Here is a 14,624-nt window from a genome sequence, read left to right as displayed (position 1 = left end):
TGGCGGTGGCCGTCACCGACGTTTTCGCGCGGCGCGCAACCCTGGCCCGCTCGGTGCGGCTGCTGTCGGAATTCCGCTACGAGCGGCGCGATCCGGCGCGCTTCTATGGCACGCTCGCGGCCGACACCGCCGCGATGGTGAGCGACCTGTGGCTGGGCGTCCGCGGCGAACGTCCGGTCGGGCGCACGGTGCTCGACGTCGGTGGCGGGCCGGGATATTTCGCGGCCGCGTTCGGCGACGCCGGTGTCCGCTACATCGGCGTGGAACCCGACGAAAGCGAGATGCACGCGGCCGGACCGGCTTTCGGCGGGAACCCGGCGGACACCTTCGTCCGGGCGTCGGGCCTGGCGCTGCCCTTCGCCGACGACTCGGTGGACATCTGCCTGTCGTCCAATGTCGCCGAGCACGTGCCGCGACCATGGCAGCTCGGCGCCGAGATGCTGCGGGTGACCAAGCCGGGCGGGCTGGTGGTGCTGTCTTACACCGTCTGGCTCGGCCCGTTCGGTGGGCACGAGATGGGCCTGAGCCACTACCTGGGCGGGCAGCGCGCCGCCGCCCGCTATGTCCGCAAACACGGCCATCCGGCCAAAAACGACTACGGGTCGTCGTTGTTCGCGGTGTCCGCCGCCGACGGGCTGACGTGGGCGGCCAGTACCGGCGCCGCGCTCGCCGCATTCCCCCGCTACCACCCCCGATGGGCCTGGTGGATGACGCGGGTGCCGGTGCTGCGCGAGTTCCTGGTGAGCAATCTTGTGCTGGTGCTCGTACCTCGATAATGGAACATGTTCTCGTTTTGCGTCGGCTTGGGTAGGGTGGCGCCCATGAGCGACGCGACAACGGAGTACGACAAGCTTTTCATCGGCGGCAAGTGGACCGAGCCGTCGACCGACCAGGTCATCGAGGTGCACTGCCCGGCCACCGGTGAATACGTCGGCAAGGTGCCGCTGGCGGCGGCGGCCGACGTCGACGCGGCCGTGGCCGCGGCCCGCGCGGCATTCGACAACGGCCCGTGGCCCACCACGCCACCGAAGGAGCGCGCGGCCGTTATCGCGGGCGCGCTCAAGCTGATGGAGGAGCGTAAGGACCAATTCACCAAGCTGCTCGGCGACGAGACCGGCCAACCGCCGACCACCGTCGAGACGATGCACTGGATGAGCTCGATCGGCGCCTTGAACTTCTTCGCCGGACCCGCCGTCGATCAGGTCAAGTGGAAAGAGATCCGCACCGGCGGCTACGGGCAGAGCATCGTCCACCGTGAGCCGATCGGCGTTGTGGGCGCGATCGTGGCATGGAACGTCCCGCTGTTCCTCGCCGTCAACAAGCTGGGTCCGGCGCTGCTGGCCGGCTGCACGGTGGTGCTCAAGCCCGCTGCCGAAACCCCTTTGAGCACAAATGCTTTGGCGGAGGTGTTCGCCGAGGCCGGCCTGCCCGAGGGGGTGCTGTCCGTGGTGCCGGGCGGCATCGAGACCGGGCAGGCACTGACGTCGAACCCCGATATCGACCTGTTCACCTTCACCGGCAGTTCGGGGGTCGGCAAGGAAATCGGCCGCCGCGCCGCCGAGGCGCTCAAGCCGTGCACCCTGGAGCTCGGCGGTAAATCGGCGGCCATCGTCCTCGAGGACGTCGACCTGGCCGCGGCAATCCCGATGCTGGTGTTCTCCGGGATCATGAACACCGGGCAGGCCTGCGTCGCGCAGACCCGGATCCTGGCACCACGGTCGCGCTACGACGAAATCGTCGATGCGGTAAGCACTTTCGTGCAAGCGTTGCCGGTCGGCACGCCGTCCGACCCGGCCGCCCAGATCGGGTCGCTGATCTCGGAGAAGCAGCGCGCCCGCGTCGAGGGCTACATCGCCAAGGGCATCGAGGAGGGCGCGCGGCTGATGTGCGGTGGCGGCCGGCCCGAGGGACTGGACAAGGGTTTCTTCGTGCAGCCCACGGTCTTCGCCGACGTCGACAACAAGATGACGATCGCCCAAGAGGAAATCTTCGGGCCGGTCCTGTCCATCGTCCCCTACGACACCGAGGAGGACGCGATCAAGATCGCCAACGACTCGGTGTACGGCCTGGCCGGCAGCGTGTGGACGTCCGACATCCCTAAGGGCATTGAGATTTCGGAGAAGATCCGCACCGGCACCTACGCGATCAACTGGTACGCGTTCGACCCCTGCTGCCCGTTCGGCGGCTACAAGAACTCGGGCATCGGCCGGGAGAACGGACCGGAAGGCGTCGAGCACTTCACGCAGCAGAAGAGCGTGCTGATGCCGATGGGCTACACCCTAGAGAGCTGACGCTTCCACGCCGAGCGTGCGGCGAGCCGCACGGTCGAGCGCGCTAGCGGCCGACGAACCGGGCCTGCCGCCGTTCGACGAACGACTGCACGCCCTCGGCGGCGTCCTCACTTGCGAACAGCTCGGCGACGGCGGACCGTAGCCGACCGACGGCCGCCGCCTCGCCTTCGCGGCGGGCCAGGTGCGCCGAGGCGAGCGTGGCGCGCACCCCCAGCGGCGCGGCGCGGTCGGCGATGGTGTGCGCGATCTCGCGCGCCCGGGCCAACGCCGCCGCCGGGTCGTCGGCCACTTCCTGGACCAACCCGATGCGATGGGCCTCGGCGGCGTCGAACTCGTCGCCGGTGAGCAGCCAGCGCATGGCATTGCCCCACCCCGCCTCGCCGGGCAGCCGGATGGTCGCGCCGCCGAAGGGGTAGATGCCGCGCCGCACCTCGAGCTGGGTGAATCGCGTTCCGACCGCCGCGATGCGGATGTCGGCCGCGAGCAGCAATTCGATGCCCAACGTCATGCACCAGCCTTGGGCGACCGCGACCAGCGGGGTGGTCCACGCGCCGTCCAGCCGCCAGGGGTCCCGGCCGTCTTCGGGCACCGGGCTCTGCCCGGCCGCGATGCCCGGGCCGACGTCGACGAGGTCTAGACCGGCGGTGAAGTGGTCGCCGTGCGCGAACAGCACGCCGGCCCACACCGCCGGGTCGGATTCCAGCACCGCGTAAGCGCGGGCCAGGTCGGCAAGCATCGCCCGGTCGAAGGCGTTGCGTTTATGCGGCCGGTTCAGGCCGATCAGCAGGACGTGCCCGTCGCGCTCGAGGGACACGGTGTCGAGGTTTGGTAGCGCCATCGTCACAGTGAATCGCAGGGCGAGAAATTATGCAATACACCATAAAACGCTACGGTTACCTTCCTGTCATGAAACGCCCGCCCCGGCCCCGATACGCCATTCATCGTGTTGCAGGGTTTATATAGGGAATAAAACTTGCTTACTTGACCGATGTCTTATATGATTCTCAGCATAATCATGGGCCGCACCCAGGCCGGGAGAAAATCATGTGGATTATCGAGCTCAACGTCGCTGGCTATCAGTACACCCGCGAGATGCCTGACCTCAAGCGCCGCTCGTTCCGGTTCAGCCCCCGCAACCTGCACTGGCCGGTACCGCGGCACTCGCACGCTGCATGACGCCGGCCGGAGGAGGTACGGCAGTGCCGACTGTCACCGACCCCATGCGGGGCACCGCTACGACCAAGCGGTGCGACACCAAGAAGAAGATGCTGATCAGCGCCGCTGAGGTGATGCGCGAGCGCGGAGCCGCCGGGGTGACGATCGACGAGGTGCTGGCCCGCAGCGGCGCGCCGCGCGGCTCGGTCTATTACCACTTCCCCGAAGGCCGCAACCAGATTCTGGCGGAGGCACTGCGGTACTCCGGAGATGCCATCACCGCCATGATCGACGACGCCGCGGGCTGGGGCGCCAAGGCCCTGCTGCGCGAGTTCATCGAGTACTGGGAACGCCTGCTGACCGACGGCGACTTCACCGCGGGCTGCCCGGTGGTGGCGGCGGCCATCGGCTCGGACGACGACGAACCGAAGCTTTCCGCCGAGGCCGGCGCCATCCTGGGCCGCTGGTGCACCGCCCTGACGCACGCCTTCGCCAACGATGGCTTCAACGACGACGACGCAGCGTCGCTGGCGGTCATGTCGATAGCCGCGCTGGAAGGTGCGATCGTGCTGTCCCGCTCGACGCGCAGCGTGCAACCGCTGAGCCAGGTTGCGGAGCAGCTCGAATTCCTGATCAAGGCAAGGGAATTCGTCAGCCGCAACGGAATTCCCGGGGCGTAGCCGATCCTCAGTCGCTGGCCGGTAGCGGCTTGACCTCTTTGAGCTGAAGCGCGGTCTGCCCGACGCTCAGGCTGCCTGCGCCCGGCTTGGTCACCAGCACCTCGGCGCCGGTTTCGTCGACATAGCGCTTGCCCATCACGGTGCCGTCGGAGAACGCCGGGTCGAGTTCGCCCGACCGCTCGGCCCCGATCTCCACCATCGGCACACCCCCGCAACGCAGGTCGTCAAGGCTGTCGGCGCTTCTGACGACGATGACCTGGGTGTCACACACCTGACTGGCCAGGCGGGTTCCGTTCTTGATCATGATTTTTCCTCTGCTTACTGCTCGGCCGGTGCGGCACGCAGCTCTTCGACGATCTCCCGGCGAAGCACCTTGCCCGTGGGTGTGGTTGGCAACTCGTCGCGAAAGACTACCCGGTCGGGGGTGCGCGACCCGCGCAACGTTTTGCGGACGTACTCGCGCAGATCGTCGGGGTCCGGGACGCAGCCGGGCGCCGGCACCACCACCGCGGTGATCGCCTGGCCCCACTGCGGGTCCTCGACGCCGACCACCGCGACGTCGCGAACGTGCGGGTGCTCGATAAGAACCTCCTCCAGCTCGGCGGGCGCGATGTTCTCGCCGCCGCGGATGATGGTGTCGTCGCTGCGGCCGCCGATGAACAGGTAGCCGTCCTCGTCGAGGGTGGCGATGTCGCGCGTCGGGAACCAGCCGTTCTCGTCGAGCACCGAGCCGATGCCGGTGTAGCGGCCGGAGACCTGCTCGCCGCGCACGAACAGCTCGCCGGTCTCGCCCGGCCCGAGCACCCTGCCGTCCTCGTCGCGGATCTGCAGCTCGATGCCCGGCACCGCGCGCCCGACCGACCCGAGCCGCCTGGCGACGCCCGCCGCCGAGGCGGCCTGCGCCTCGCGGTGGTCGTCGGGGGTCAGTACCGCGATCGTCGAGCTCGTCTCCGTCAGGCCGTACGCGTTTACGAAGCCCACCTGCGGCAGCAGTTCGAGTGCCCGGCGGACCAGCGGCAGCCCGACCTTCGAGCCGCCGTAGGCCAGGTTGCGCAGCGACGGCAAGTCGTGACCGCCGGATTCCAGCACCGTGACGATTCGGTCCAGCATCGTGGGCACCACCGTCGCGGTGGTCACGTTTTCTGCCTTGATCAGCCGCACCCATTCGTCGGGGTCGAAGCTGGGCAGATAGACCATCTTGCGGCCGGCGTACAGGTTTGACAAGGCGGCGCTGATGCCGGCGATGTGATACGGCGGCACGCAGATCAGCGCGGCGTCATCCGGTGCGGCCGACTCGAATTCGACCGTGCCGGTGACGTAGCTGGTCAGGTTGTTGTGCGAGAGTTCGACGGCCTTGGGCTGCGACGTGGTGCCCGACGTGAAGAGGACGATCGCGACGGAGTCGGGGTCGGCAAACTCCGCTTCGAAGTCGGACGCCCCGCCGCGCGCGGCCGTCAGGAAGTCGTCGGTGAGCAGCACCCGCGGCGACGCGTCGCCGAGCATCTCCCGGTAGCGGTCGTCGACAATCACCACCGGATCGGGCAGCCGGTCGATCAACGTCTGGATGCCGTCGGCCGAAAGCCGGTAATTGAGCGGGGTGAAGGGCAGGCCGGCCCGTGCCGCCGCGAAGATGAGCAGCGGCAGCATCGCGCCACCGGTCCCGATGTAGACGACGTGCCTCGCGTCGGATCGGGCGAGGATGCTCGCGCCGCCGTCGGCGAGATCGCTCAGCTGCTGCGTGGTCAGGCGCACGTCTTCGGAGACGACGGCAAGGCGATCGGGGTTGCTCGACGCGGCCATCTCAAGCAGCAACGAAATGCTCATCCTCGATCCTTCTGGGGATCCCCACCCCCTTTACAAACTGAGGCCATAGTGTAACCGACGCCGGGTGGGTGGACGGGATGCGGTCGAAGCACCGCGGCGGTTAACCGCCGGAGCCTCCACCGGAAGACGGAGACGCGAGAACGGCCGCCGATGCGCCGGGACCCGCGCCCGCCGGACCGCCGGGACCCGCACCCGGCGGGCCGCCGGGACCCCCCGCGGCAAGGCGATCGGCCGCGAAGGCCGCGCCCTGGTCGATCACCGCGACGTTGCTCGAATACGACTTATGGACGTCGAAACTGCCCCCGTCAGAACAGATCGGGTCCCCGGGAGCGCACACCACGATGGCCTTGGGCTGATAGAGCGGGCCGATGACAACCGGCGGCGCGCCGAAAAGGTTCATCGTCTTGTCGCTCGGGAGTGCGTAGAGCACGACCGAGGAGACGTGGTTGGCCACCTCGGGGTCCAGCGGCTTGGGTACCGTCGCCGGATCGATCCCAGCTGGTACGTCGGCCGAAGTGACGAAGCCCATCACGGCCGCGCCTGAGGAGTAACCGCCGAGCACCATCTTCGTGTTGGGGCAGTCGTGCGCCATCGAAACGATATGCGAACTCGCGTCCCTGATGCCGACCTTGGCCGCGTTCGTAAAGTCATACGTCGCGGGGTAGTCGACCGGATATACGTTGAAAGACCTTGCGCCGACGCGCGGGCGCAACGAGTCGATGAAGGCCTGTCCCGTGGGGCCGACACCGGGAGGATCGTCGGTGCCGCGGGCGAAGACCACCTGAACGTCCGGACACGGATCGGCGCTGGCGACGGGGATTGCAGACGCGAGGACGGACGCGCTAGCGCCCGCCGCCGCGACTACCGCGGGAGCAAGGAAATGAAGGATATGGCGTGCGGGCATGCCTAGAGGTGCCCGCACCCGCGATTTGCTAAACCGCTCCCGGGGTCCAGGCAGTGATCCGGGGGATCCAGCGCGGGACGTTGCGCCGGTAGTCGACGTATTCACTGCCGTAGCGCTCGGTGAGATGGGGTTCTTCCCAGAACCAGATCGCGGTCGCCTGAAATGCGAAGAAGATCGCGAACCAGGTCAGCAGGGCGGTGGACGCGGTGATGGCCGCCTCGCCGAGCAGGATGCAGAGCACGCCGGTGATCATCGGGTTGCGCACGTGCCGGTAGGGGCCGCGCACGACCAGATGGACCGGCTCCCCCATCACGTTGCCCAGCCCGAGAGTGCCCTCGCCGACGCGGTCGAACAGCACGTTCGTCCACACCATCAGGGCCAAACCGGCGGCGATCAGCAGGCAGCCGACGGTCACCAGCACCACCGCCAGCGCGGTGCCGAGGTGGGCCGTTCGCACCCCGGCCGGGATCACGATCAGGGCCGGGACGACGAGCGTCACCGTGACCGGGAAGAGCAGGACGGACATCAGGTGTCGCCACCAAAGGCGTCGACGCGCGGTTGTCACCATGTCGGACCTCCTTTACTTCAACCTCCGTTGAAGAACAACGTACGCCTGCAAGTAGGATTCATCAACGGTTGTTGAAGTATTGTGGCGTCATGGTCGAACCGCGGCGGGCCGGCCGGTGGCGCACCGGGCAACAGAACCGACAGCGAATCCTCGACGCCGCGCGCGAACGCTTCATGCGCCAGGGATACGAAGGGGCCACCGTCCGCGCCATCGCCGCCGACGCCGGCGTGGACGTCGCGATGGTCTACTACTTCTTCGGCAACAAGGAAGGCCTCTTCACCGCGTCCACGCTGACCGGCCCCGAGCACCCGCTACATCAGCTCGCCGGGCTCCTCGACGAGGGGGCCGAGCGGATCGGCCCGAGGCTGGTGCGCCGCTTCCTCGAGCACTGGGAGGAGGGCGCCGTCTTCGAGCCGTTCCTGACGCTGTGGCGGTCGGCGGCGATCCACCCGCAGGCGCGAAAGGTGTTGCACGACAGCCTCGCCGGGCCAATCGCGAAGCGGGTCGCGGCGGAGTTCGGGGTGACCGATGCCGAGCTGCGCGTCGAGCTGGTGGCCAGCCACCTGGCGGGGCTGGCGTTCGCGCGGTACCAACTCAGGATCGAGCCGATCGCGTCGGCCCCGATCGACGATGTGGTCGGCTGGCTCGGGCCGACCGTGCAGCGCTATCTGGCCGACCCGGACCCGTAGGACCTACGTTCCGGTCCAGCGGGGCGGGCGCTTCTCCGCGAACGCGATCGCGCCTTCCTTGGCGTCATTCGACGAGAACACCGGGGCCAGAATCTTGATCTGCTCGGTGAACATCGTGTCGCGGCTCCAGCCCCGGGATTCGGTGATGATCCGCTTGGTGGCGGCCACCGCGAGCGGCCCGTTGGCGGTGATCTTCTCCGCCAACTCAATCGCCGTGTCCAGCGCCTTGCCCGGCTCGGCCAGGACGTTGACGAGGCCCAGCTCGTGAGCGCGCTCGGCCGAGAGGTTATCCCCGGTCAACGCCAGCTCCATCGCGATCGCGTAGGGGATGCGTTCGGGGAGCCGCAGCAGTCCCCCGCCGCCGGCGACCAGGCCGCGCTTGACCTCGGGGATGCCGAACGCCGAGTCCCTGGACGCGACGATCAGATCGGTGGCCAGCGCCAGCTCGGTGCCGCCGGCCAACGCGAATCCTTCCACCGCGGCGATGAGCGGCTTGGCGGGCGGGCGTTCGGTGAAGCCCATGCCGCGGCCCTCGACGACGACGTTCTCGCCGCGGGCGAACGCCTTGAGATCCATGCCCGCACAGAACGAGCCGCCCGCGCCGGTCAGGATCGCCACCGAAAGCCCGTTGTCGCTGTCGAGCCGATCCACGGCGTCGGCCAGCCCGCGGCTGACGGCGGCGTTGACGGCGTTCTTGGCCTTCGGCCGGTTAATCGTGATGATCAGGATTCGATCCCGTTGCTCGACGAGAACTTCGGGTTCGTTATTGGGGGCTTCGTCGCTCACGGTGCTGCGAGTCTCCTTTGAATCGCTGGTGTCCGACCGATGGTAACGGCCGCCGCGCCCGGAGCTTCGACTACCGCCCGTCAGGCCGGCGCCATCGCCGCCTCGATGACCGTCAGCTCTTCGGAAAGCCCTGCGGCCCGGCGTATTTCGATGAAATCCGCGATCATGGCCTCGGTCACCTCGTGCGGATCCTTGACCGTGGCACCGTCGGTGAGCACCGAGATGTTGATCTGATCGACGTAGCTCCAGACGGTGATGTTGAGACCGCTGCCGGCGGTCAACGGCCCCACCGAATAGATCTCGGTGACCAGGGCGCCGCCCACCCGGCCGCGCTCGCGCGGACCGGGAACGTTCGAGATGTTCAGGTTGAGCACCTTGTTCTGTCCGTCCCGGCCGGACGCCCACCGGAAGAAGGCTTCCGTCCCCACCGGCGGCATGTACGCCGCCCAACGGCTGACCAGCTCCGGGCCCATGAGCTGATGGCCCTCCTTGGCCGAGATCGCGTTCTCGTGGCTGCACCGCACCCGCTCAAGCGGGTCGTCGGCATCGGTCGGCAGGGCGACCAGCATTCCGCTGAAGCGATTTCCGGAGATCCGCTCCGGCGAGAAGTCGAAGCTCACCGGAACGGAGGCCAGCAGGGGCTCGGCCTTGCCGTCGTAGCGCAACAGCAACGTGCGCAGCGCACCGGTCGACATGGCCAGCACCATGTCGTTGATGGTCGCGCCGAGCCGCTTGCCGGTCTCCTTGACGTCGGCCAGCGCCAGCGTCGCGGTCGCGAACCTGCGCTCCGGGGTGATCATGTGATTCATGAACGTCGGGGGCGGCTCGAAGGGTCGGCTCAGTTCCGGCGAGAGCTTGCGCGAGCTGCGTCGCACCCGGCCGATGCCCTGCGCGGTGTAGCGAACCGTCGCCGGCAGCTTGCCGGCCTGCCGGAGATGATCGACGAACGCCGACGACAGCAGCTGGCGTTTGGTGGGGGCCGGGTCGTTTGGCGGCGGTCCGCCCTCCGGTGTGGGCAGCAGGTCCATGCCGCGCGCCAGCAGGTTGGCAGAGGCGACACCGTCGGCGAGCGCGTGGTGGATCTTGCCTACGACGGCCACCCGGTTGTTGGCCAGGCCCTCGACGAAGTACATCTCCCACAGCGGGCGGTCGCGGTCCAGCGGGGTGCTGGCGATCTGCCCGATCGCCTCGTCCAACTCGCGGCGCCCGCCGGGAGCCGGCAGCTGCCAGGGCCGGATGTGGTATTCCAGGTCGACCTCGCAGTGCTCGCGCCACATCGGATGGTGAAACTTCCACGGGATCTCGACGAGCTGATAGCAAAACGGCTCGAGCTTGTGCAGCCGGGCGCCGATGACGCGGCGAAAGGACTCGAGGTCGAGGCTGCGACTCGCCGGGTCCAGCTCGATCACCGCGGCTTTGATGGTGTGCATGTGCACGTTGGGCGTCTCGCTGTACAGAAGTACGGCGTCCCAGCCGCTCAGCCGTTTCACCACTGCCCCTTGCTCATAGAGGCGACCCTACTCAGCGGGACCAGCTCAGATAACCTCTTTGGCCCCGATTGTCTTGGCGCGGTAGACCTGGTTGAGGAACAGCGATGTCGCGTGGGCCATCACGCCGGCGCGCTCACCGTCGATGAGGTCGAAGCCGTGGCCCGCCCCGGGCAACTCCAGGTAGCCGACCATCGAATGCGAGACGGCCCGCAGCCGCTCGACGAAGCTGCGCGCCTGCTCGACGGGAATGACGCTGTCCTTGCTGCCGTGAATCACCAAGAACGGCGGAGCGTTTCGATGCACCCGCGCGATCGGTGAGGCGTCGCGGAACACCTCGGGATGCCGGGCGATCGTCTTCTTGACCACCACGCGCTCCAGGAAGTCGACGAAGTGGTCCCGTTCGGGAGTCGAACGGTCCTCCCAGTCGTAGCGGCCATAGATTCCGACCACGGCGTCGACCGAGCTGTCGGAGCCCTCGGGCAACTTCGCCTGGAGTTGGGAATCGTCGGGAGTGAGTCCGGCCAGCGCGGACAGGTGCCCGCCGGCCGAACAACCGGCCACCGCAACGAAATTGCGGTCGCCGCCGAACTTGTCGACATTGGCGCGCGCCCACGCGATGGCGGTCTTGACGTCGGTGATGTGGCGCGGCCAGCGGTGCAGCGGGGCGACGCGATAGTCGATCGCGAGGCACACCCAGCCCTGCTCGGCCAGCCGCGACATCAGGGCGGACCCCTGCAGCGCGCTGCGGCCGTGGACCCAGGCGCCGCCCGGGACGAAGATCAGCACCGGCGCGGGTTGTGCGGGCAAATCCTTGCGGCGCCACACATCGAGGACTTGCGCGGGGTGGTCGCCGTAGTGGACCGCACGACGGTAGAGATAGCGGCGTTGGCGCAGGGCCTCCCAAAGCGGGGGCGTCCGCTCCGCCGCGGGCCACTCGGTTTCCAGCTCCGCGGCTGACACCACCCCTCGCAAGGCAGCGACCGAGACCTGGTGCGTGCTCTCCCGATCCCGCCGGCGCTCGTCGTTGATGCCCGGTGTCAGCCAATCCTTTTTCATGGCGGATATCGCGTTCGGTGCGTGGCGGGCACCCCACACGCCCATGGCGGTCATGCCGCCCAGGGGCTCGAGGTGCTTACCGATGACCGGCAGCGAAGCTCCGGCGACGCTTAACGCCAGCATGTAGTCGCCGGGCCGGGCTCGTAGCAACCACTTCAGACAACTCATGCTCGGAACCCGCGCCGTCATGTAGGGGACTGTACCCCTGCCGACTCAACGGAAACGACGAATCCGTCAGCCGTGTCATGCGGGCACGAAATCGCGGCTGGCAGGGGTTGCTGGCGGCTATGTCTGCGCTGTTGACGGTCCTTCGTCCGTTTTCTGCTCGCCGGGCCGGCGACGCGCCGCGGCAAGCCTCGCGGCGTAAACGACGGCGCTGACGGCGAACATCGCCGCGGTGAGCAGCAACCATCGGCCGAGGAACGGCTGCTGGGTCTGCCCGGTGGCCGCCTGGTAGGTGGGCCCGCCCTGTTCGATGATGCCCGGCAGGAAAATCAGCAGGGTCAGGCCTGCTCCCAGCGCCGGCACCCGAATGTAGTTGCGGGCCAGTACTTTTGGATGGTTCGACTGCCGGCTGGTGCGCGCCCATACGACGCGGTCGGCCAGTGCGTACAGCGGATAGAGCACCAAGTCGTGAGCAATGACGGCGGCGGCGAACCACACCGCTATCGACTGCCACCAGGTGCCGGCGTTCCACAGCGTCGCCAGCTTGAACGTGGTCAGGATGTAACCCAGCAGCGCGAAACCGGACACCATCGTCAGCAGGTGCAGCGGGTGGGAACCGTAGATCGCGCTGAAACGCTCGGATTTCGACATCTCAACCCTGTAAGAATTCGATGGACGCCACCCACTTGGTGTTGTGCACGCCGGGCAGTGCCGGAACGATGATCCGGGCCGGGTACCCGTGATCCACGGACAGGTCTGCGCCGTTGACCCGCAGCGCCAGCAGCGCTTCGGGATCGCGAATCTGGTTGGCCTGCAACGTCGCCGCGCCGAACGCGCCACCCCGCTGCAGCGATACCACCTGCGCCGAGCGCGGCGCGGGTGCGCCCGCGAGCCGGGCCAGATCGGCCAGCCGCACGCCGCTCCACGTCTGCACGGTCGACCACCCTTCGACGCACGCGATCGGCAGCCGCGCGGTGCTTTGCGGCATGCCGGCCAGCGTGGCTCGGTCCAGCACCACTACCGAGGCGCCGGCCCGCAGCGTCAATCGCCAGCCAGCACCGACGCTCTCCGGCGTGATACCCGCGGCGACGGCGGTTTTGTTGACCGGGAAGTCGCCGTTGGCATCACGAACGCCCCGCCCGCGCGGCAGCAGTAGGGCGGCGCGGCGGGTATCCCCGCCGACGGTCTGGCCGACGGTCAACACGGCGATCAGCGCCACGCCGGAGCCGACCAGGGCCAGCGCGCCGCGGCGGCTCATCGTCGGCTCGGCCGGATCGGCGGCCACCAGCCCGTCGGGGTCGGGCGGTTGCGGGCGGGTGTCAGTTCGGTTGGTGCGCAACACTTCGCGCAGCGGCAGCGACCGCAACCCGGACACCATGCGGGGGATCTTCAGCGTGATGTGCATGGCGAAGCCGGCAATGAACACCCACGCCCCGAAGTAGTGGGCGTCGTAGAAGCTGAACCCGAAGATGTAGTCGTACTGGATGTTGAGCACGCCGGTGACGATCTCGAAGAGTATCCCGCCGACCAGCATCAGCAACGAAAGCCGTTCCAGCGCTTGGGCTATCGAACGGAACGGCGGAAGATCGAACAACCGCGGGATCACCGACCACAGCTTGGCCAGCACCACCGGGATGATCACCAGGCCCAGCCCGACGTGCAGTCCCTGGGTCAGGCGGTAGAGCCACGACGGTCGGGTGGGCCAGGAGAAGATGGGCAGGCGCAGCCAGCCGACGTCGGCGGGTATCGCCTGACCGAACTGCGGCGCGTAGGCGATATAGGAGAGCAGCCCGGTGACGATGACTATCGGCAGGGTCACCAACAGCACCAGCCCGAACACCGACGTCAGCCACGGGCCGCGCAGCGGGCTTCGGAACCTGGGGGGAAGGCGGGGCCCGTTCACATCGCCGCCAGGCTCGCCACCACCCGGCCGCCGACCATGCGGACGCCGGTCAACGTCAAACCCACCTGCGCGGCCAGCGCGGCGGCGCTGTCCACCCCGACCGACGCCCACCGAAACCACGGCCCGACGTCGTGCGCCGACTCCAGCCGCACCCAGCGCGACCGGATGCCGATGGCCTGGCCGTCGAACTCGGCCACGCATCGGCCGCCGCGGCCCAGCAGCTCGGCCGCGCGGCACAGTATGCGGCGCGGGTCGCCGCCGAGGCCGACGTTCCCGTCGACCAGCAGGACCGTCTGCCACCGGCCCATCCAGGGCAGCGGCTCGAACACATCGCCCAGCAGCGCGGCCGCACCGCCGCGGCCGGCCAGCCGGATCGCTGTCGCCGACCGGTCGATGCCGAGCGCGGGGATGCCCCGGCGGATGAGGCGCGCGACCAGCCGGCCGGGCCCGCACCCCAGCTCGATGGTCGGCCCGACGCACATCTGCGTGACTTCTTCGTCGAACACCTCATCGACGGAGTCAGCATCGGGAGCACGGGCCCCCAGCCAGCGGTGTGCCGGCAGCGGACGCACCTCGCCGTCCTCGTGCCGAATCCAACATCGCTCGCCGTCGAGCGCCCGATCGTAGAGATGGCCCAGCATTTCACGCCTCTCGCATCCCGCCCGACACTGCCCGGACGCGCCCCGACCCAGGAGCGTTGCACGCAAGCATTTCGATCACCCGGATCGATACCCGGATCTCGGCTCGGCTAACCCAGACGGCGTTCGAGGGGTGCATGCGAGTGATTCGGTGCCGACGCTGCGCCGGATGGATACTGGACCGATGCCGAACACCGACGTTCACCCCGATCTGCGCCGCATCGCCCGCCTCACCCCCCGCCACCTCGTCGGCCCGCGGACCCTGCCGGTGGTGCGCACGTTGGATCGGCTGCGGGGCCGGCTGGGTAGGCCCAGCGCACCGCCGGACGTCGATGTCGTCGCCCTCGGACCCGGCGTCGGGGTCCGGCTGTTCCGGCCGACGGGCGTGACCCAGCCGACGCCCGCGCTGGCACCGCCGATCGCGATCCGCCCCGGGTCCACGCCGGGCTGCCCGGCCAGCCAGGTCAACGCCGCA

The 14,624-nt window shown here is 68.5% G+C and carries 16 protein-coding genes and 1 pseudogene; 6 read left to right on the top strand and 11 right to left on the bottom strand.

The window, feature by feature from the left end; translation table 11 throughout:
* Positions 1–5: 5 nt before the first annotated feature.
* Together A5747_RS09815 and A5747_RS09810 are read left to right on the top strand one after the other, a co-directional pair.
* Positions 6–776 (top strand): class I SAM-dependent methyltransferase, encoded by a 771-nt coding sequence (locus A5747_RS09815; protein WP_076123693.1) that lies wholly within the window; start codon positions 6–8, stop codon positions 774–776.
* Between the two features lie 45 nt (positions 777–821).
* Positions 822–2,291, top strand: coding sequence for an aldehyde dehydrogenase (locus A5747_RS09810; RefSeq protein WP_076123622.1), 1,470 nt, complete (start codon positions 822–824; stop codon positions 2,289–2,291).
* A 43-nt stretch (positions 2,292–2,334) separates the two neighbouring features.
* Here the strand turns inward: A5747_RS09810 and A5747_RS09805 are convergent, their stop codons facing one another.
* On the bottom strand, positions 2,335–3,129 hold the full coding sequence (locus tag A5747_RS09805) for a crotonase/enoyl-CoA hydratase family protein (protein ID WP_198938161.1): 795 nt from the start codon (positions 3,127–3,129) through the stop codon (positions 2,335–2,337).
* A 206-nt stretch (positions 3,130–3,335) separates the two neighbouring features.
* On the opposite strand from A5747_RS09805, the gene A5747_RS25635 reads away from it, so the two are divergent.
* Both A5747_RS25635 and A5747_RS09800 read left to right on the top strand, forming a co-directional pair.
* Positions 3,336–3,467 (top strand): hypothetical protein, encoded by a 132-nt coding sequence (locus tag A5747_RS25635; RefSeq protein ID WP_255376708.1) that lies wholly within the window; start codon positions 3,336–3,338, stop codon positions 3,465–3,467.
* Between the two features lie 44 nt (positions 3,468–3,511).
* Entirely contained in the window at positions 3,512–4,126 is a 615-nt protein-coding gene (locus tag A5747_RS09800; RefSeq protein WP_233148005.1) for a TetR/AcrR family transcriptional regulator, read from the top strand.
* 7 nt (positions 4,127–4,133) lie between these two features.
* On the opposite strand, the gene A5747_RS09795 is transcribed toward A5747_RS09800, so the two are convergent.
* The 4 genes from A5747_RS09795 to A5747_RS09780 form a co-directional block, all read right to left on the bottom strand.
* A complete protein-coding gene (locus tag A5747_RS09795) occupies positions 4,134–4,430 on the bottom strand; it encodes a hypothetical protein (RefSeq protein WP_076058230.1) in 297 nt (98 codons plus the stop codon).
* A gap of 14 nt (positions 4,431–4,444) precedes the next feature.
* The gene (locus A5747_RS09790) at positions 4,445–5,950 is read right to left on the bottom strand and encodes a class I adenylate-forming enzyme family protein (RefSeq protein ID WP_076123620.1); all 1,506 of its coding nucleotides are present in this window, start codon (positions 5,948–5,950) and stop codon (positions 4,445–4,447) included.
* 100 nt (positions 5,951–6,050) lie between these two features.
* The gene (locus A5747_RS09785; protein ID WP_083700281.1) at positions 6,051–6,854 is read right to left on the bottom strand and encodes a cutinase family protein; all 804 of its coding nucleotides are present in this window, start codon (positions 6,852–6,854) and stop codon (positions 6,051–6,053) included.
* Between the two features lie 28 nt (positions 6,855–6,882).
* On the bottom strand, positions 6,883–7,422 hold the full coding sequence (locus A5747_RS09780; RefSeq protein WP_076123619.1) for an isoprenylcysteine carboxylmethyltransferase family protein: 540 nt from the start codon (positions 7,420–7,422) through the stop codon (positions 6,883–6,885).
* Positions 7,423–7,511: 89 nt separating this feature from the next.
* Between A5747_RS09780 and A5747_RS09775 the strand changes: the two genes are divergently transcribed.
* Positions 7,512–8,111 carry a TetR family transcriptional regulator gene (locus A5747_RS09775; protein WP_076123618.1) on the top strand — a complete coding sequence of 200 codons (600 nt, stop codon included), beginning with the start codon at positions 7,512–7,514 and terminating at the stop codon, positions 8,109–8,111.
* Positions 8,112–8,114: 3 nt separating this feature from the next.
* On the opposite strand, the gene A5747_RS09770 is transcribed toward A5747_RS09775, so the two are convergent.
* The 6 genes from A5747_RS09770 to A5747_RS09745 form a co-directional block, all read right to left on the bottom strand.
* Positions 8,115–8,897 (bottom strand): crotonase/enoyl-CoA hydratase family protein, encoded by a 783-nt coding sequence (locus A5747_RS09770; protein ID WP_076123617.1) that lies wholly within the window; start codon positions 8,895–8,897, stop codon positions 8,115–8,117.
* A gap of 80 nt (positions 8,898–8,977) precedes the next feature.
* A complete protein-coding gene (locus A5747_RS09765; RefSeq protein WP_076123691.1) occupies positions 8,978–10,387 on the bottom strand; it encodes a wax ester/triacylglycerol synthase family O-acyltransferase in 1,410 nt (469 codons plus the stop codon).
* A gap of 45 nt (positions 10,388–10,432) precedes the next feature.
* On the bottom strand, positions 10,433–11,632 hold the full coding sequence (locus tag A5747_RS09760) for an alpha/beta hydrolase (RefSeq protein ID WP_076123616.1): 1,200 nt from the start codon (positions 11,630–11,632) through the stop codon (positions 10,433–10,435).
* Between the two features lie 96 nt (positions 11,633–11,728).
* Positions 11,729–12,259 (bottom strand): hypothetical protein, encoded by a 531-nt coding sequence (locus tag A5747_RS09755; RefSeq protein ID WP_076123615.1) that lies wholly within the window; start codon positions 12,257–12,259, stop codon positions 11,729–11,731.
* A 1-nt stretch (position 12,260) separates the two neighbouring features.
* Complete coding sequence (locus A5747_RS09750; RefSeq protein WP_076123614.1) at positions 12,261–13,511, bottom strand: molybdopterin-dependent oxidoreductase; 1,251 nt, start codon at positions 13,509–13,511, stop codon at positions 12,261–12,263.
* Positions 13,508–14,152: a class I SAM-dependent methyltransferase gene (locus A5747_RS09745; RefSeq protein WP_076123613.1), complete on the bottom strand. Its 645-nt coding sequence runs from the start codon at positions 14,150–14,152 to the stop codon at positions 13,508–13,510. Before A5747_RS09745 ends, A5747_RS09750 begins: the two co-directional genes overlap by 4 nt.
* Before the next feature lie 166 nt (positions 14,153–14,318).
* On the opposite strand from A5747_RS09745, the pseudogene A5747_RS25060 reads away from it, so the two are divergent.
* A pseudogene (locus A5747_RS25060) lies at positions 14,319–14,624 on the top strand (hypothetical protein); the annotation flags it as partial.

It is taken from the genome of Mycobacterium sp. IS-836, assembly GCF_001954275.1.
In the GTDB taxonomy this organism is placed as follows: Bacteria; Actinomycetota; Actinomycetes; order Mycobacteriales; family Mycobacteriaceae; genus Mycobacterium.
The sequence above is the reverse complement of the archived record's forward strand: the minus strand, read 5'-3'. Positions and strand labels throughout refer to the sequence as shown.